Below are 17566 nucleotides of genomic sequence, written 5' to 3' on the forward strand. Positions count from 1 at the left end.
GCTATATTCAGCAGAAACCCGTAAAACCTAATCTTTTAATATTCACGTATGATGAAAAAGTTATTGCTTCTTTCTTTTATTGCGCTCCTCACATGGACGGCCAACCAGCGCCCAGCAACCCTTTAATGGCCTGGAGATGAACATGGGAAATCTGTACCGTTTGTCTGATGCCAAAACCCGTTCTATCAGCCCGGAAAACTTTACCGGCGAACCCGGTAAAGGCGGCATGGCCACACTTGATCAGGGTAATGCCCGCGGCGCAGCAAAAGAGCTGGGCCAGGGATGGAAAGTAAATCCTTATATTCATATTGAGCCGGGGAAAACCGTTACCCTCGCGGAAATTAGCGGCCCCGGCGCCATCCAGCACATATGGATGACACCCACCGGCAACTGGCGCTACTCTATCCTCCGTTTTTACTGGGACGATGAAACCACGCCTTCTGTAGAAGTGCCGGTAGGCGATTTCTTTGGGATGGGCTGGGGCGAATATGCACCCCTCAATTCACTGGCCGTATGCGTAAATCCAGGCAGCGCCTTCAACTGTTACTGGGCTATGCCCTTCCGCAAGAAGTGCCGCATCACCATGGAAAATATCAACACTGAAAGGATGACCTTGTACTACCAGGTAGACTACACGCTTACTAACGTGCCTGAAGACGCCGGCTATTTCCATGCACAGTTCCGCCGCAATAATCCCGTGAAAGACGCGAGCTTTACCATGATCGATGGCGTGAAGGGAAAAGGCCAGTACGTAGGCACCTACATCGCCTGGGGCGTTAATAACAACGGCTGGTGGGGCGAAGGAGAAATAAAATTCTTTATGGATGGCGATAAACAATATCCTACTATTTGCGGCACCGGCACGGAAGATTATTTCTGCGGCTCCTACAACTTCGACACGAAAGGCCGCTACCAGGAATTCTGCACACCTTATTCCGGATTATCGCAGGTAATACGCCCCGATGGATTGTATAAATCACAGCAACGGTTTGGATTGTACCGCTGGCACATTATGGACCCGGTACGTTTTGAAAAAGAACTGAAGATCACCATCCAGGATCTGGGCTGGCGCAGCGGCGGACGTTATCTTCCGCAACAATCGGATATCAGCAGCGTAGTGTACTGGTACCAGCGTGAACCACACGCACCGTTTCCGAAACTGCCGGCAATGAACGACCTGGAAGTAAACTAATCATAAAAATACAGGAAGATGAACAGAACCTCGTTGACAGGATTGCAGATGATAGGCAATAACTTTTCCGGTGAAGGCGACCAAACCTTCCGGGCATTCGCGCCTGCGCAGCAGCAATGGCTGCCGCAGGAATTCAGGGAAGCTACTACCGGTGAAATTGATTCGGCTTTAAACTTAGCCGCACAGGCTTTCACCGTTTATAAAAAAACAACATCGCTGCAAAGGGCCGCTTTCCTTGAGGCGATTGCAGAGGAAATAATTTCCCTGGGAGATGAATTAATCAACGTTGCGTCGGCAGAGAGCGGGCTGCCACTGCCGAGGCTGCAGGGCGAAAGAGACCGCACCACCGGTCAGCTGCGGCTGTTTGCCGCTACCATCATGGAAGGCTCGTGGGTAAATGCGCGGATCACCACGCCTGCTCCGGACCTGCGGCAAATGCAGATTCCCATAGGCGTTACCGGTATCTTTGGCGCCAGCAATTTTCCGCTGGCATTTTCCGTGGCGGGAGGGGATACCACCGCCGCACTGGCGGCCGGCTGTACCGTGGTGTTCAAAGCACATCCTGCACATCCGCATACTTCGCATTTAACTGCTACGGCTATACGTAAAGCAGTACTCCGTACCAATATGCCCGATGGCGTATTCTCGCTGGTGCATGGCACCTCCCATGAAACAGGGCAATACCTGGCCGCTCATCCGCTTGTATCTGCCATCGCCTTTACCGGCTCCTTCAAAGGAGGAAAAGCACTATATGATACGGCTACACGAAGAGCAGTACCCATCCCGGTATTTGCGGAAATGGGCAGCGTAAACCCGGTATTTTTTCTTCCGGGGATACTCCGGGAGAAAGGCGCTGCCCTGGCCACACAATTCCTGCAATCTGTTACCCTTGGCACCGGGCAGTTTTGTACCAATCCCGGGGTGTTCATCACCGCAGCCGGCGGGTCCACCGATACCTTTATCAGCGCCCTGCAGCAAGGCATAGGCACACTGCCCAATGGTTATATGCTCACACCGGGGATCCTGGCGGCGTATAACAACGGTATTGCCACCCTGCGTGAGCAGGGCGTACAAATACTGGGCGAAGCCACTCCTGCCGATCAACAGGCAGCCCCCAGCCTGCTGCAGGTTACCGCAGCGCAGGCATTGGAAAACCCGGCTCTTTGTCATGAGGTATTTGGCCCCTCTTCCCTGCATATTCATGCCGGCAGCATCGAAGAAATATACACGGTAGCCAGGAAGCTGGAAGGTCAGCTCACCGCTACCGTTCACGGTACCGAAGAAGAACTGCAGCAACACGCTGCTTTGATCGATATCTTACGGGAGAAAGCCGGCAGGATCATCATCAATGGATTTCCTACAGGCGTAGCCGTTAGTCATGCGATGGTACATGGCGGCCCCTGGCCGGCTACTACGCCGGCCGCAGGCACATCCGTAGGCACCGCAGCGATCTATCGCTTCTGCCGCCCCGTATGTTACCAGGACTTCCCCGCTTACCTGCTGCCACCGGAACTTCAGGATGAAAATCCAACGAATATATGGCGACAGGTGAATGGCGATATTTCAAAAAAATCCCTCTAAATAGTACGTATGGACCTGGGTTTAAAAGATAAGATCATCATCGTAACCGGCGGCGCCAAAGGCATTGGCGCCGCTATCAGCGCAGTGCTGGCACAGGAAGGCGCCATCCCTGTCATTATCGGCAGAAGTGAAGCCGATAATCTCCTGCAACTGGAACGTATCCGTGAAGCAGGTGGCCAGGGCGCACAGGCAGTAGCGGAACTCACCGATCCGCAGGCCTGCGAAAAAGCCGTGGTCGCAGTTGCCGCGGAATTCGGGCGCATCGACGGGCTGGTGAACAATGCAGGTATCAACGATGGCGTTGGGCTGGAGAAAGGAAACTACGAAGCGTTTATGCAATCACTGCACCGCAACCTCGTACACTATTACCTGATGGCGCATCATGCACTTCCCTACCTCAAAATATCAAAAGGCGCCATTGTAAATATCACTTCAAAAACCGCAGAAACCGGTCAGGGTAATACTTCCGCTTACGCTGCCGCCAACGGTGGCCGCAATGCGCTTACCCGTGAATGGGCCGTGGAACTGTTGCCTTTTAGCATCCGTGTAAACGCCATCGTGGTAGCTGAGTCGTGGACGCCTTTATACGAAAACTGGATCAATACCTTCCCCGACAAAGAAGCAAAACTGGCCAGCATCGTGGAACGTATTCCCCTCGAAAAACGCATGACCACCCCAGAAGAAATTGCACAAATGACCGCCTTCCTCCTGTCGGGAAAATCGAGCCATACCACCGGGCAACTTATTCATGTGGATGGCGGCTATGTACACCTCGACAGGGCACTGGTATAAATTATTTTATTCAAGCAATAATGAAACAAAGCATATTACAAATCCATCCTGGTGACAATGTTTGGGTAGCCTTGCAAAACATTCCTGCCGGCACCGCGGTGAGCAATGGCGGGCAAACTGTAACGGCTATACGTGATGTTGCCGCCAAACATAAAATAACGGCGGGCAATATCCCGAAAGATGCGCCCATCATTATGTACGGCGTACTGGTAGGACTGGCCAATGAAGATCTTCCTGCCGGGGAACTCATCACCACCGGGAACATACGCCATGCCTCCGGTCAGTTCAGCGTGAGCGGTGAGCGGCATGCCGAATGGACACCGCCGGATACATCTCCCTGGGAAAACCGCACCTTTATGGGCTACCACCGCAATGACGGCCGCGTGGGCACCGGTAACTACTGGGTAATTATTCCGCTGGTGTTCTGCGAAAACCGCAACGTACAACTGCTGCATGAAATGCTGGTGAAAGAGCTGGGCTACCGGGAACCCTCTCCCTATGAATCCATGCTGCAACAATTGCTGCAGGATTTCCGGCAGGGCGTACAACCAGGTCGTTCCACCGCTGCGGCCACGCTTACGCTGCCCACCCGGACCTTTCCCAATATAGATGGTATTAAATTACTTACGCACACCATGGGCTGCGGCGGCACTAAAGATGATGCACGCACGCTCTGCGGATTACTGGCGGGCTATATCACCCATCCCAATGTGGCCGGTGCTACGGTGTTAAGCCTCGGATGCCAGAATGCTCAGATCAGTATCCTCAAAGAAGAAATTGAAAAACGTTCGCCCGGCTTCGACAGACCGGTGATCTATCTCGAACAACAACAGGTAGGTTCGGAAAAAGAACTGATGACACAGGCATTGCAACAAACTTTTGAAGGGTTAACGCAGGCCAACAGCTGGCAGCGGCAACCGGCCCCACTCAGCAAATTATGCATTGGCATGGAATGCGGCGGCTCCGATGGATTTTCCGGTATCTCTGCCAACCCCGCTGTTGGCAAAGTGGCTGATATAGTGGTAGCGCTGGGTGGTTCGGTAATACTTTCAGAATTCCCGGAACTGTGCGGTGTGGAGCAGGAACTGAGCGATCGGTGTGTTACCACGGATATGGCCGCACGCTATGTGCAACTGATGCGCGACTATGCCAGCAGAGCGGAAGCCGTAGGCTCCGGCTTCGACTCCAATCCTTCAGCCGGTAATATCCGCGACGGCCTGATTACAGACGCCATCAAATCTGCAGGGGCGGCGAAGAAAGGAGGCTCCTCTCCTGTAACCGATGTAATAGATTATCCCGGTTGGGTACAACATCCCGGTCTTGCCCTGCTCTGTACTCCCGGTAGCGATGTAGAATCCACTACAGCGGAAGTAGGCGCAGGCGCCAACATCGTACTGTTCACCACCGGCCTCGGTACGCCTACCGGCAACCCTGTTACACCAGTCGTTAAATTATCTACCAACAGTATACTTGCCCGCAAAATGCATGATATCATTGATCTTGATACCGGCACCATCATCAGCGGAGAAGAAACCATCGATGAAGTGGCCGTCCGCATTATGGACATGGTGATCAATACCGCCAGCGGCAACTACCAGACAAAAGCACAGGTACTCGGCCAGGATGATTTTATTCCCTGGAAAAGAGGGGTATCACTATAGTTCATATTTTATCAAGCTAAAAATGCCATCGTTATGAAATCTATCCTTCTCTCCGGTTGTATCGCTGCAGCGCTTTTTAGCTGTAACGGCGCCGGACCAACGAAAGCACCCGATCATATGAAGCCCGTAAATTTTGGTGAAGACGTATCCTTTTTACAACAACATCTGAAGAATGTTGTGGTATTGAAAAATGGCAGCGACAGCGGCCGGCTGGTGGTTACAGGCGACTACCAGGCCCGCGTAATGACCAGCACTACCGGCGGCGACAAAGGAAAGAGCTTTGGCTGGATCAACTACAACCTGGTGTCATCGCAGCAATACGCGCCGCACATCAATGCCTTTGGCGGCGAAGAACGCTTCTGGCTGGGCCCTGAAGGCGGACAATATGCACTCTTCTTTCCCCCGGGAAAACCTTTCGACTTTCCCAACTGGCAAACGCCCGGCCTGATAGATACGGCACATTATACGGTAACTGCGCAATCGGAGAATAGTATTACCTATCAACAGGAAGGAACGATTCAAAATTATAAAGGCAGTACCTTTCAATTGCAGATCAACAGAACCATCCGGTTGCTGAACAACGCCGACATCGTTTCCAGTATTGGATTTGCATTACCTGCAGGTATTAGCAGCGTAGCCTATGAAACCGACAATACCATCACCAATAAAGGCGACAGCAGCTGGCAGGAAGAAAACGGATTGCTGAGCATCTGGCTGCTGGGCATGTTTAAACCATCCGATCAAACCGCCATTGTGGCGCCTTTCAGACCAGGTCGGGATGCCAGGCAACATATTACGGATGATTATTTCGGTAAGATACCACCACAGAATTTACAGGTAAAAGACAGCCTGCTGCTATTCCGCGCAGATGGAAAGTCGCGTGGCAAACTGGGCCTCTCTCCCCTCGTGGCTAAAAGAGGCGCAGGCAGTATTGACCTTGAAAACAACACGCTCACGGTATTGCTTTATGATGTAGTACCACAGGGCCGTTATGTAAATTCAAAATGGGAATTGCAGAAAGAACCATTCAAAGGTGATGCAGTGAATTGCTACAATGATGGTCCCCTTGCCGACGGCACACAAATGGGCCCCTTCTATGAAGTAGAGTCCTCCTCCGATGCGCGGGCCCTGAAGGCAGGCGAATCGCTCCGTTACCGGCAAACGACCCTGCACTTTGAAGGCGACCGTAAAGCATTACAGGCGCTGGCTATGCAGTTATGGCAACTCCCACTGGAAGACGTTCAACATTTTCTTACCAACAAATAATTCCAAATGAATAGCATCCGCATTTATAAAACCACTACTACTTTACTCATCGCCTACCAGGAGCAGTACTATACTGTTATTGCCGGCTGGAATGAATTCGTAAACAGGGAAGGATTATACCAGCGCGTGGTAGAAGATCTGAAAGGATTGTCGCCTGTTGAAAAATCCGTGGCTGAAAAAATACTGGCAACAGCGCTGCAGCCACCTATTGGTTCACAGGAAGTATGGGCCGCTGGCGTTACCTATTACCGGAGCCGCACCGCGCGTATGGAAGAATCAGAGATATCAGGCGGCGCCACTTTTTATGATAAAGTATATGTAGCCGAACGTCCTGAATTATTTTTCAAGGCTACGCCACACCGTGTAGCCGGTCATGGGCAAACCGTGTATATCCGTGAAGACTCTTCCTGGGATGTACCGGAGCCGGAACTGACCTTATTTATCAGCAGCAAAGGTACTATTGAAGGCTATACCATCGGCAACGACATGAGTTCGCGCAGCATAGAAGGGGAAAATCCTTTGTATCTGCCGCAGGCAAAAGTATACGAGAAATGCGCCGGGCTTGGCCCTTGCCTGATGGTGCCTGATAAACCGGTTCCCCCGGACACTATCATCCGCATGTCTATTTACCGGAACAACGAAGTGCAATATTCCGACAGCGTGCCGATCAGCCAGATGAAACGCAGTCACCAGGAGCTGGTGGATTTCTTATACCGTGGCTGCGCTTTCCCTGATGGTTGTTTCCTGATGACCGGCACCTGCCTGGTACCGGACAATAGTTTTACGTTACAGGACGACGACCGGGTAGAGATCAGCATCGATCATATAGGACAGCTGGTGAACGAAGTACAGACTTACCGCTTATAATTAAAAAACATCTTTATGAATTCCACTGCAGCCATCCAACAAGAGGCGTCCACCGCTTCTCCTGCTTCGCGTCAGCTGAAACTTGCTACTGTACTTATTATCAGCCTCTTCTTTTTATGGGCGCTCACGGGCAATCTCATTCCTGTATTAATACCACATCTCCGGAAAGCCTGCCAGCTGAATGATTTCCAGTCGGCTTTTATTGACGCTGCCTATTGGATCAGCTATTTCTTTTTTGCTTTGCCGGCGGCCTGGGTGATGCGCAAATGGAGTTACAAAACCGGTATCATCACGGGTTTGCTCATTGCCGCTGCGGGGGCTGTGCTGTTTTTCCCCGCCGCAGAACTGCGTTCATTTGGTTTATTCCTCTTTGCCCTGTTCCTGGTAGCCGCTGGCATGACCTTCCTGGAAACCGCTGCCAATCCGTATATCACCATTATGGGCACACCCGAAACAGCGGTGCAGCGACTCAATTTTGCGCAGGCTTTTAATGGCCTGGGCGCTTTTGTAGCGGCTTTTTTCCTGAGTAAAGTGATCCTTTCGGGAAAGGAGCTCACGGCTGCGCAAAGCAGCAGCATGTCGCCCGAAGCATTGAATCAATACCTGCTTACCGAAGCACGTTCCGTTCAGGTTCCCTACCTGGCAATTGCAGGCGTGTTGCTGTTTACAGCGCTATTGTTCCGGTTAGTACGATTCCCAAAAATACATGAAGAGCATAGTGGCGGCTTGAGTATTAACCTGCGTGTATTCAGGCATGTTCATTTCCGGTGGGGGGTGATCGCACAGTTCGCATATGTAGGTGCGCAGGTTTGTATCTCCAGTTTCTTTATCCGCTATGCAGGTTATAGTGGTCATATGCAGGAGAAAGAGGCGACTACCTATTTGGGATTATTATTGCTTTGCTTTATGACGGGCAGGTATGCGGGTACATTATTCATGCGGAAAATAGCACCGCAACGATTATTGCTGCTATACAGCATTGCGTGCGTATTATTGTTGTGTTACAGTGTAGCCGTTGGCGGTAGAACGGGCGTTTACTTTTTGCTGGCGGTGGAATTCTTTATGTCTATTATGTTTCCTACTATTTTTTCACTGGCGATTAAAGATCTTGGTAACGAAACGAAATCAGCGTCTGCTTTCCTGGTAATGTCTATCGTAGGTGGAGCGTTGATACCACTGGCCTTGGGCGCAGTGAGTTTTTACAGCAACGTGCAGCTGGCATATACTATACCGTTGATTTGTTTTGCGGTGGTGGGTTATTATGCGTTAAGACGAGCGGCGCCGGTTACTGTTCCAGCAATTCACTAATGGGTTTACGGGTCAGTCCAAAATATACTTTCTGACCGGCATTATATTTTTCCCGTAATTCAAAGTTTTCGAAAGATGGACCACCGGGGATATTGATGTATGCGTTCGGATCGGTGCTTCCACCGCTCCAATATTTCGCCCGCCCGTTTACCCTTACCTGTAGTGAACTATCGGCCTCACTGGCTTCTTTGCGCCAGTATTGGGTAAGTGTATAAAAAGGGCGGTACCGCCAGCCCCAGCGGGCGGCGTGTTGTTCATCCTCCGGCCAGATGGCCAGCTCCTTTAATGATTCGTCGGGTTGCGCCATTACCAGGTAGTCCCCGCTTTTATTACGCAACAGCTGCTGTACGGGGTACGGTGCTTTTTCCACGAACCCGGTGCCATCATACCCGTCATATAACGTTTTCGCATACACGACTTTATCCTTCAGGTGTAATTTCCTCAATCGTGCATAATTGCCCATGGTAGCGGTGATGCCACATCGCTCCATGGGCGCGTCACCTGGCTGGTGGAATACTTCTATACATAGTTCTTCCGGCCGGTTGCTGCTGATGCTCAAACGGAGGTAAGGCCGGGCGCCGTTTTCAAAAGCTTCCATGAAAACGTATAAGCTGAGGGTGGTATATTCCGGATGCTGCGGATCAGGATGTGAAAGCACGCCACGGGTACCGGCAGCAGCCGTAAACCGGCCTGGATCGTTGGTTTCGCCGGTCCACATCAACTTGCCCCACTTCCCGTCTACCCGTGAAGGGGAGATTTCACTGAACTCAATTTTACCATTCACCACCGGCTCTATAGCGATGTAGTTAAGATGGTACACGATGCCTTTCCATTCATACCCGATGCGCAGCAGTCCCCGGGGGCCGCCATCATTGCCGGGCCGCGCGCCTTCTATCGCAGCTGGCCACAGCCCGATTACAATACCATTGCGTATCCCCCCACACCGGTGGACTGGCGGCATTATCAGGTCTGATCCATTGCGGTTCCGACGCTGGTTGCTGCGCAGATGCAGTGCTAACGGCAACGATTATACTAAAAACCAGGCAGCGGTAAATGTTCATCTGTTATTATTTAAACGGCGGATTGTTGCAGCGGGATCGTTTTTCCCCCAACTATCGCGTGTATGGCCGGAATAGTACCATAGGCCACAGTTAAGGAAGGTACACCTTTCTTCCAGCTCACAGTGCCAAAACCTTTGTCGGTGGCCAGAAAGCTGCTGAAGTCGCCGATCTTTGAATCGATATGGATGGCTTTATCCACCGCGTCGTACCGTACGCCGGTAAGTCCCTGCAGTAAGCCGTAGCTCGACATTGCCCGGGCGTACCAGTGCCCGCATTCATATTCATTGAAAGGATTCCTGACGGTACCATCATACCGTTGACGGCAGGCACGTACAATATCAAGTCCCTTTTCCACTTCACCCTGGAACATCAGGTGGGAAGCCACCTGGTATTCGATGCCGGTCCATACTTCATTGCTGTACACAAACGGCAGCGACAACATGCCGCCCTTTGGCCAGGAGCATAGCAGCAGTCCGCCTTCATGCCCCAGTGCATAAGTAGAGCGTTGCGGGTTTTCATGTTGTTGCAGGTCTTTTTTAAGATTGTATTTATGTACGGCCAGTAAGTGGTTTTTTGTTTTGGCAGGATCAACGGGTTCCGGCAGGCCGCATACGCGTGCAATCCAGGAACCCAGCACGCCATCTGAGAGGCATCCTGTACCATATTGATATTTGGGTCCTTCCTTTTTCAGCAGGGCCAATGCTTCCGGCGAGTACTGGGTGCTAAACGACTGCGCTTTTACCGGATCGGGCGCCTGCAGGTCGGTCCATTTTATTTGCTGTATAAAATATTCGCCGTTGTATAACTCCGTTTCCAGGTATTGCTTCCCTTTTGCATAAAGCGTTTTGTAGGCGCTAACATCTTCGCCAAGAAAGGGCGCCCATTGCAGTGAACGCCGTGAGTGCCCCCAGATAGAAACTCGTACACATGCCGGTAGGGCCCCAGAATTCAATGTCATAAGTGTTATGATGCGGTTCTTCCACAATACCTTTTCTTTTCGGATCCCAGGTGCGGATACAATAATCCATGCTCACTTTCACCAGCGGGAACATTTTCCTCAGCCAGTCGTTATCCCCGCTGACACGCCAGTCGCGGTACATTTTCATAATTCCTCCCAGCTGGCCATCGGCAGCTGAATGGAAGTTATGCACCAATGGCGAAATGGGGATATTTGCGCGGAAGCCCTGGTGTCCTTCCGTATTTTGATTTTCATGAAACTCGGTATGGCGTAAACTTCTTTCCAATGCTGGAAACAGGTGTGGTACTGCCTGTGCATAATTCCATACATGCGTGCACGTGCCGTGGCAACTTCCCCAGCTGTCGCCGGAGCCTTCCCAGCACCAGAAGCGGCCATCATACTGCCGCATCACGGTAGCGGATTTCAGGATGGTGAGGTTGGCGGCTACTGCTTCCAGCACTTCGGGCGGTAAAGTGCTTTTATAAAAGGTATTTGTAAAAAGAGATGTTTGCCTGTACAGTTCATCATAGTGGCCGGACCAGTAATCGGCTGCTTCCGCCACATCTTTAAACCTGCTGCTGTACCAGGGCCGGTAATATTTGCCGGTAGCGGGAGTGCCGCCACCCGGACTATCACCTATATGCAGTTTTGAATCCGGCACATACCAGGTCATCATCAAACGGATCACTTTTTTCTCACCGGGTTGCAAACGGAAAGGCACATACAAAGATCCTCCGGGTGCGTCTTTCTCTACAGGTGCGGTGTTACGTGTTTCGCCTGCTTTTACGGTATTCCATGACATTGTTAAGGGATCGAACCAACCGCCCCGGAACCAGCAATGATCCACAATAGTGGAGGGCTCCGTAGTAAAGATGGCAAATTGGCCTTTCTTTTCGGGCGCATCCGGAATTGCCTCCTGCGATAAAACAAACCCTTGCGGCATAGCCTTTACACTATTCCCTGTGTCCCCCTGCCGCATAAAGTTGCGGGCATGATAGGAAAAGATATATTCTTCCGGTTTGGCGCCGGTGTTGGTAAACTGGTATTCCAGAGCGCCAAAAGGCATGCTGGCATGATCTTCATCGCCCGGGGTAAAAGGGCTCCAGCCTTTTATGGATACCTGAAGCGGCAATGCGTTATCACGGAGACGGATATCCGCAAACGGGAAGCGTGCGTTAAAAGTGGATTCGTTGAAACGTGGCAGCCCCCAGGTGGCGCCGCCGGTGCCGCCCAACCCGGCATCACGCTGCCCGAATTTTTTCCAGTCGGGCACATTCCCTTCAAGTACCCTCGCTCCATCTGGAATGCCCTTTATACTAATGGCGGCAAACATGGCCGGTTCATAAAACATTTCGGGATTATGGTGTACCGACATATGTGAAATAGCGCCGGTACCTTCCAGGCAAAACATGCCGGCGCCTATTCCTCCAACAGGAAAGGCTATACGGTTATTGTATTTTCCGCTGTACGTTTCATTAAAACGACGGCCACCGGGCGCCTTTTCTTCTCCCGGTGGAGGTGTTTCTTCCTTTGCCGCCAGCGCTATGGCAGGAATGGTGGTGGCGCCCAGGTAGGCAACAGCAATGTTTTTCAGAAAGAAACGCCGGTTGTTACTTTTTTTCATGTGGGTTCAAAATTTTAAACAGCCGGTAAGCGGTACCGCTGCTGCACTTTACAATAAAATCAACTATGGCTCTGCTGGTTAAATGTGTCGTTTTTCATCGTTTCTCCGTGGACCATTAAATTCTGCTTACACGTTTAAGCAAAATAACAAGACTGAAACTAAAATAATTTATGATAGTATCCTAACGTTTGTGGAAATTTTATTTTGAAGGAGGGATTATTAGTTGCTGTCAAAAAAAACGGGGATGACTAATCATCCCCGCGATCTTTATACAACCAAAATAGACCTCAATACCCCGGATTCTGTTTCAGATTATTATTCTTCTGTATCTCCGTTCTGGGTATCGGGAATAGCGTACGGTTAATATTATTGGTGGCGGCATGCGACAACCACGACTTTTTCGTAAACGCGCCAAACCGGATCATATCCGTGCGGCGATGGCCTTCCTGGTCAAACTCCCAGCCCAGCTCATCCAAAAAGCGGCCGAATGAAAGATCTGCACCGCCTTCATTGCTGAACTGATTATTCACGGCGTCTTTCATACCATATTGATAGGAACTGCCGCCTTTCAGCTGCGCACCAGTCACCACTGCCTTCGCGGGATTACCCACAAAATCACGTTGCCTTACCTGGGTAACAATGGCTGCAGCCTCGTCGGCCTTACCCGTACGGAGCAGGCTTTCCGCTTTCATCATCAACACTTCTGCGTAGCGGAACAGCGGATAATCGTTACTCAACCGGTTGGTGGCGCCCATCTTTATTTCAAACTTTCCTAAACGGAAACCATGCACCGACTCTCCCTTTTCCAACCCCGGTAATTCATTCACGAAACTCAGCGGCTTCCCGGCGAAATCGCCCTGCGCCACAAACAGCATCTGGCCGCCGGCGGTGTACTGCTGGCCTTTGATCCAGTTATTCTGATAGCGGGCATCAGCAGCATCAAAGGTGCTGATGAATTGCGGAATAGCGCAGATGCCACCCCAGGGAGTATTCTTCAGGTTATAGGTCGACTGGTTTTCCTGCTGCAATGTTTGCATGTGCAGGTCAAAGGCATTCCAGTTATTGGTATAATCCTCATCCATCGGAATTGCCAATATGATTTCTTTTGAACTCTGGTTCTCTGTTACAAACACATTTTTCTGTGCCGGTTCCAGGATATACCCGGCGCCTGAATTCATAACGCTGTCGCAGGCACTGATACATTTTTCCCACTGCGGTGTACCGGTATACACACCTGCGTTCAGGTACATTTTAGCCAGCAGCGTAAAGGCCGCCCATTTGTTGAACTTGCCGTAGGTAGCCACCGTGTTATCCTTGCTCAGCAAGGGAATATTATCGGTGAGGTCTTTTACAATGAAGTCATACACTTCCTTACGCGTGCTTTGTTGAGGCAGAAATCCTGCAGGCAGATCAAACTGTGTTACCACGGGAACATTCCCGTAAAAATCGCAAAGAATGGCATAGTACGACGCGCGGAGCACCTTCAGTTCCGCGAGGGTGGCTTCTTTTTCATCTGTGATGGGTATCAGGCCGGATTCAATCTGGTAGATGATCCTGTTACAATTGGTGATACCTGCGTAGGTCCGGGACCAGGTTTGGTTTACCACATCGTCATCGGTAGTCCAGGTGTGCTTGTGCAAACGCTGGTATACCCCGTCATCAAACCATCCCCACGGGCGTTTTGGAATCACCAGCTGATCGCCAGTTACTTCCTGTGCCCGCCAAAGGCCATTCCAGTCCAGCAATATAAACCGCCATTGCGAGTATCCTGCGCCCACCAGCGCGGCAATATCATCTTTAGTAGGATTGAACTCCGTGGAGATGATGGTGGTATATGGCTTATCTTTTAATTTGGTGCACGCCGACAGTAAAACAACAACCATCAGCAGATTTATTTTACGAAGCATTTTCATATGCGTGTTTTTGGAAGATTAGAAATTCAGGTTCACACCAACGGTAAAGGAACGGGTAGACGGGTACTTATCGCGGTCGTCCATACCGGGGTTCAGTCCCAACCTGTTTACTTCAGGGTCCAGGCCTTTGTACTTTGTGATAACGAAAGTATTCAGCGAGGAAACATAGAAACGCGCACCTTTGAGATACTTGCTTTTCACCTGTGATAAAGTGAAGCCCAATGTAATGTTATCTATCTTCCAGAAATCGCCGTTTTCCACATAATAGCTGTTGAATTCCAGTGCATTTACATTCAGTACTTTCTTTCCAAAAACAGGATCATAAGCCGATTTCAGGATATTATAATTTTGTATAGATGGATTCTCCATATACATCCGCTGCGAATTAATGATCTGATACCCGAAAGCGCCGCGCATAGTGATACTGAGATCAAATTGTTTGTAGGAGAAATTATTATTCCAGCCGGCATAGTATTTCGGCAAACCATTACCGATTACTTTTTTGTCCTCAAAAGCATGGGCAAAATTATCATAGGCGACCGGTTTACCGTCTCTTCCTTCGTATATCCATTTACCGTTATCATCCACATCAATCACTTTATATCCGTAAAAATCGCCGATACCTTTGCCGATGGTTACAATGTTGGTAAATGTCTGGATGGGAATCCCCGCCGCACCAGTGGTGAAGTAAGGCGTAGTGGTCTGGTATAATTCGTTGGAGAGGCTGATTAATTTATTGCTATTGGTAGAAAAGTTGACGCTTGTATTCCACGTAAAGTCCTTTGCTTTCACCGGGATGAAGTTTAGCATTACCTCAATGCCTTTGTTTTCCATTTTACCTACGTTCGCAGTAGTGGTGCGGTAAAGATTAGGCGGACTGGGTACTTCATAATTATACAGCAATCCTTTGATCCGCCGGTTATATACATCCACATTACCGCTGATGCGGCCTTTCAGCATACTAAAGTCTAATCCTATATTAGCTTCTGCTTTCTCTTCCCAGCGGATAAACGGATTCGCATTGGTAGAAGGCACCAGGATGCGCGACCATTTGCCGTTGGTATATACATAGTCGCCATAGCCAATTAATGGCTGGCTTAAAAACCCATCCAATGGCGGGTTACCGGTAATACCATATCCAACACGCAGTTTCAGGTCATCAAACAGCCGTTGCTGTTTCATAAAGTTTTCATTTGAAATTCTCCAGCCACCGGATGCTGCCCAGAAATTACCCCAGGGGTTCTTAGCACCAAACAACTGGCTGGCTCCTTCCCTTCTCAGGCTGGCCATCAGCAGGTAACGGTCTTCGTAGCTATAGTTCAGTCGTCCAAAAAAACTGATCAGGTTTGTTTCTCTTTTATAACTGCTGATATTCGCCAGCTGGTTCTTGATGCCTTCTCCCAAACCAATATTATTATACCCAAAAAGATCAGTCGGAAAATCCTGGTTATCGGCATAGTTACCGGAAGACTCATTCTCCTGGTAGCCATATCCGCCTAATAATGTAAAGTGATGCGCATTGAATGACCGGGAATACTCGGCCGTCCATTCTGTGAGGCGATCGATAGATAAATCCGAAGCCACCGATGCAAAGCCATTCACGCCGCTTTTGATATTGGAGATATGCTTCTTCGTTTCTGCATAACCTTTGTTGGAGTTAAAACGCGCGTAGGAGAATAAGGCCGACAGCTTCAAATTATTAATGGGGCGGTAGGTAAGCGTAGCATTCATGCGCGAATTCACATTCTTGGCTTCCCCGTCGCTTTCATATAATAAGGCCATTGGATTTTCATAATCAAAGTTGCCGGTTTGTTCATAGAAGTCGCCGTTTTCTTTACGCACCGGTTCGGTAGGATTCCTGATGACTGTTTGGCGGTAAATCCATCCGTTGAAGCTGTTATCACCGTTATTATTACGATTGTAATTATTGGTTTGGTTCAGGATGCCGATATTCAGTTTCAGTTTATCATCCAGCATGCTGTGGTTTACATCGATCCTGCCGGAGAAAGTATTGTTATCACTCTTTTTAAAGATACCCTGTAACGCGCGGTAGTTGGCGGATGCAAGGTAGTTGGTGGTAGCGTTTCCGCCGCGGATGGTGAGGTTATGTACCTGTGAAAACGGCGTACGGGTGGCTTCCTTCAGCCAGTCGGTAGAGCTGCCTGCATCCCATGAAGCCAGCCTGGTGCCGGCTTTGATCTGGTCGCGGTAGTCGTGTGCCGTGAGCATGTCCAGTTTCCTGGAAATCATTTGCGTGGTAGCATAGCCGCTGTAGTCCACGGAGTTAGCGATGGTACCTTTGGCTCTTTTTGTGGTAATGATGATAACGCCATTAGAGCCTCTTACACCGTAAATAGCCGCAGAGGAGCCATCCTTCAGCACATCAACCGATTCAATATCTTCGGGTGCTACTGTTTTCAGATCGCCGGGGATACCATCAACGATAACGAGGGGATTGGCGTTGGCGCCGAATAAGGTGGTGTTACCGCGCAGTAATATTTGTGATCCATCGGTGGGATTACCGCTGGGCGTAGCGATGGTTAAACCTGCTACTTTTCCCTGCAACAGCTGTCCCGCATCCAGTACCGGGCCTTTCACGAAGTTGGCCGCCTTCACGGTGGCTATGGCGCTGGTTACATCGCCCCTGCGCTGTGTGCCATAACCAATAACCACGGCTTCGCGGAGACTTGCTATCGATCCCTGCATAACTACATTTATCAAAGTCCTGTTGCCCACCTGCGCTTCTTCATCCTGGTAGCCCACATAGGAAAACACCAGTACGGCGCCGGGGTCCACAGCGATGCGGTATTTTCCGTCCACATCTGTAGAAGTGCCTGTTTGCCCGTTCTTCACTTTCACGCTTACACCGGGCAGTGCCTCATTTCTTATCATCGGTTACCTTTCCCTGTATCGTTATTTGCTGAATGGGTATATCATTGATGATTTCCTGGTGCGGAGTTTCTTTTTCCACGATAATGATCAGGTTATCTTTCTGCAGGTAACTAAGCTTCGTATTCTTCAGTACTTTGTCCAGTACAACAGAGAGCGGTTGCCTGTTTGCAGATACGGACAACTGCCTGTATTCCGCTACCAGTTTATCATTATACACAAATGAAAGCCCGCTTTTCTTTTCTATCTCTGTCAGGATATCATGCAGGGAGCGGTTCTCCAGCTGCACATCTATTTTTATCTCCCTGGCTGTTTGCCCTGTTAAGGCGCCTGCAAACAAAAGTTGTGTGCCGAGTGAAATGAGCAGGAATATGCTACAGCCGGTGCGCATCGTTTTCCGGATGGCATAGAGATGACACCAAATGAATTGCTTCATAACGAGTGAGAATTTTGG

At 50.0% G+C, this 17566-nt stretch carries 13 protein-coding genes; 7 read left to right on the forward strand and 6 right to left on the reverse strand.

Translation table 11 applies throughout. From position 1 onward, the window contains the following. Positions 1-136: 136 nt before the first annotated feature. From QFZ48_RS01405 to fucP, 7 genes are read left to right on the forward strand one after another with little or no spacing between them, the layout of a single operon-like run. On the forward strand, positions 137-1192 hold the full coding sequence (locus QFZ48_RS01405) for a glycoside hydrolase family 172 protein (protein ID WP_429060793.1): 1056 nt from the start codon (positions 137-139) through the stop codon (positions 1190-1192). 18 nt (positions 1193-1210) lie between these two features. After that, the gene (locus QFZ48_RS01410; protein ID WP_429060795.1) at positions 1211-2773 is read left to right on the forward strand and encodes an aldehyde dehydrogenase (NADP(+)); all 1563 of its coding nucleotides are present in this window, start codon (positions 1211-1213) and stop codon (positions 2771-2773) included. 9 nt (positions 2774-2782) lie between these two features. Further along, on the forward strand, positions 2783-3565 hold the full coding sequence (locus tag QFZ48_RS01415) for an SDR family oxidoreductase (RefSeq protein WP_429060797.1): 783 nt from the start codon (positions 2783-2785) through the stop codon (positions 3563-3565). A gap of 20 nt (positions 3566-3585) precedes the next feature. Beyond that, the gene (locus QFZ48_RS01420) at positions 3586-5226 is read left to right on the forward strand and encodes a UxaA family hydrolase (protein ID WP_429060799.1); all 1641 of its coding nucleotides are present in this window, start codon (positions 3586-3588) and stop codon (positions 5224-5226) included. A gap of 33 nt (positions 5227-5259) precedes the next feature. Then, on the forward strand, positions 5260-6492 hold the full coding sequence (locus tag QFZ48_RS01425; protein WP_429046323.1) for a DUF6786 family protein: 1233 nt from the start codon (positions 5260-5262) through the stop codon (positions 6490-6492). Positions 6493-6498: 6 nt separating this feature from the next. Beyond that, positions 6499-7359, forward strand: a complete 861-nt coding sequence (locus QFZ48_RS01430; protein WP_429060801.1) for a fumarylacetoacetate hydrolase family protein — start codon at positions 6499-6501, stop codon at positions 7357-7359. 15 nt (positions 7360-7374) lie between these two features. After that, entirely contained in the window at positions 7375-8667 is a 1293-nt protein-coding gene (gene fucP / locus QFZ48_RS01435; protein ID WP_429046321.1) for an L-fucose:H+ symporter permease, read from the forward strand. Here the strand turns inward: fucP and QFZ48_RS01440 are convergent. From QFZ48_RS01440 to QFZ48_RS01465, 6 genes are all read right to left on the reverse strand, one after another. Then, the gene (locus QFZ48_RS01440; protein ID WP_429060803.1) at positions 8645-9628 is read right to left on the reverse strand and encodes a hypothetical protein; all 984 of its coding nucleotides are present in this window, start codon (positions 9626-9628) and stop codon (positions 8645-8647) included. The genes fucP and QFZ48_RS01440 overlap by 23 nt on opposite strands. 110 nt (positions 9629-9738) lie before the next feature. Beyond that, positions 9739-10686 (reverse strand): GH116 family glycosyl hydrolase, encoded by a 948-nt coding sequence (locus QFZ48_RS01445; protein ID WP_429060805.1) that lies wholly within the window; start codon positions 10684-10686, stop codon positions 9739-9741. Continuing rightward, on the reverse strand, positions 10583-12310 hold the full coding sequence (locus QFZ48_RS01450) for a GH116 family glycosyl-hydrolase (protein WP_429060807.1): 1728 nt from the start codon (positions 12308-12310) through the stop codon (positions 10583-10585). Before QFZ48_RS01450 ends, QFZ48_RS01445 begins: the two co-directional genes overlap by 104 nt. 287 nt (positions 12311-12597) lie before the next feature. Further along, positions 12598-14223, reverse strand: a complete 1626-nt coding sequence (locus tag QFZ48_RS01455; RefSeq protein ID WP_429060809.1) for a RagB/SusD family nutrient uptake outer membrane protein — start codon at positions 14221-14223, stop codon at positions 12598-12600. Between the two features lie 18 nt (positions 14224-14241). Further along, positions 14242-17115 (reverse strand): SusC/RagA family TonB-linked outer membrane protein, encoded by a 2874-nt coding sequence (locus tag QFZ48_RS01460; protein WP_429060811.1) that lies wholly within the window; start codon positions 17113-17115, stop codon positions 14242-14244. Continuing rightward, complete coding sequence (locus QFZ48_RS01465; RefSeq protein WP_429060813.1) at positions 17102-17548, reverse strand: STN domain-containing protein; 447 nt, start codon at positions 17546-17548, stop codon at positions 17102-17104. Before QFZ48_RS01465 ends, QFZ48_RS01460 begins: the two co-directional genes overlap by 14 nt. Positions 17549-17566: the final 18 nt, after the last annotated feature.

Source organism: Chitinophaga sp. W2I13, assembly GCF_050434005.1.
Taxonomy (GTDB): domain Bacteria; phylum Bacteroidota; class Bacteroidia; order Chitinophagales; family Chitinophagaceae; genus Chitinophaga.

Coding starts and splice junctions, on each gene's coding strand:
- QFZ48_RS01410 (WP_429060795.1), top strand. CDS start 1,211: ATGAACAGAACCTCGTTGACAGGATTGCAGATGATAGGCAATAACTTT.
- QFZ48_RS01430 (WP_429060801.1), top strand. CDS start 6,499: ATGAATAGCATCCGCATTTATAAAACCACTACTACTTTACTCATCGCC.
- fucP (WP_429046321.1), top strand. CDS start 7,375: ATGAATTCCACTGCAGCCATCCAACAAGAGGCGTCCACCGCTTCTCCT.
- QFZ48_RS01425 (WP_429046323.1), top strand. CDS start 5,260: ATGAAATCTATCCTTCTCTCCGGTTGTATCGCTGCAGCGCTTTTTAGC.
- QFZ48_RS01415 (WP_429060797.1), top strand. CDS start 2,783: ATGGACCTGGGTTTAAAAGATAAGATCATCATCGTAACCGGCGGCGCC.
- QFZ48_RS01465 (WP_429060813.1), bottom strand. CDS start 17,548: ATGAAGCAATTCATTTGGTGTCATCTCTATGCCATCCGGAAAACGATG.
- QFZ48_RS01420 (WP_429060799.1), top strand. CDS start 3,586: ATGAAACAAAGCATATTACAAATCCATCCTGGTGACAATGTTTGGGTA.
- QFZ48_RS01440 (WP_429060803.1), bottom strand. CDS start 9,628: ATGCCGCCAGTCCACCGGTGTGGGGGGATACGCAATGGTATTGTAATC.
- QFZ48_RS01445 (WP_429060805.1), bottom strand. CDS start 10,686: ATGACATTGAATTCTGGGGCCCTACCGGCATGTGTACGAGTTTCTATC.
- QFZ48_RS01455 (WP_429060809.1), bottom strand. CDS start 14,223: ATGAAAATGCTTCGTAAAATAAATCTGCTGATGGTTGTTGTTTTACTG.
- QFZ48_RS01405 (WP_429060793.1), top strand. CDS start 137: ATGAACATGGGAAATCTGTACCGTTTGTCTGATGCCAAAACCCGTTCT.
- QFZ48_RS01460 (WP_429060811.1), bottom strand. CDS start 17,115: ATGATAAGAAATGAGGCACTGCCCGGTGTAAGCGTGAAAGTGAAGAAC.
- QFZ48_RS01450 (WP_429060807.1), bottom strand. CDS start 12,310: ATGAAAAAAAGTAACAACCGGCGTTTCTTTCTGAAAAACATTGCTGTT.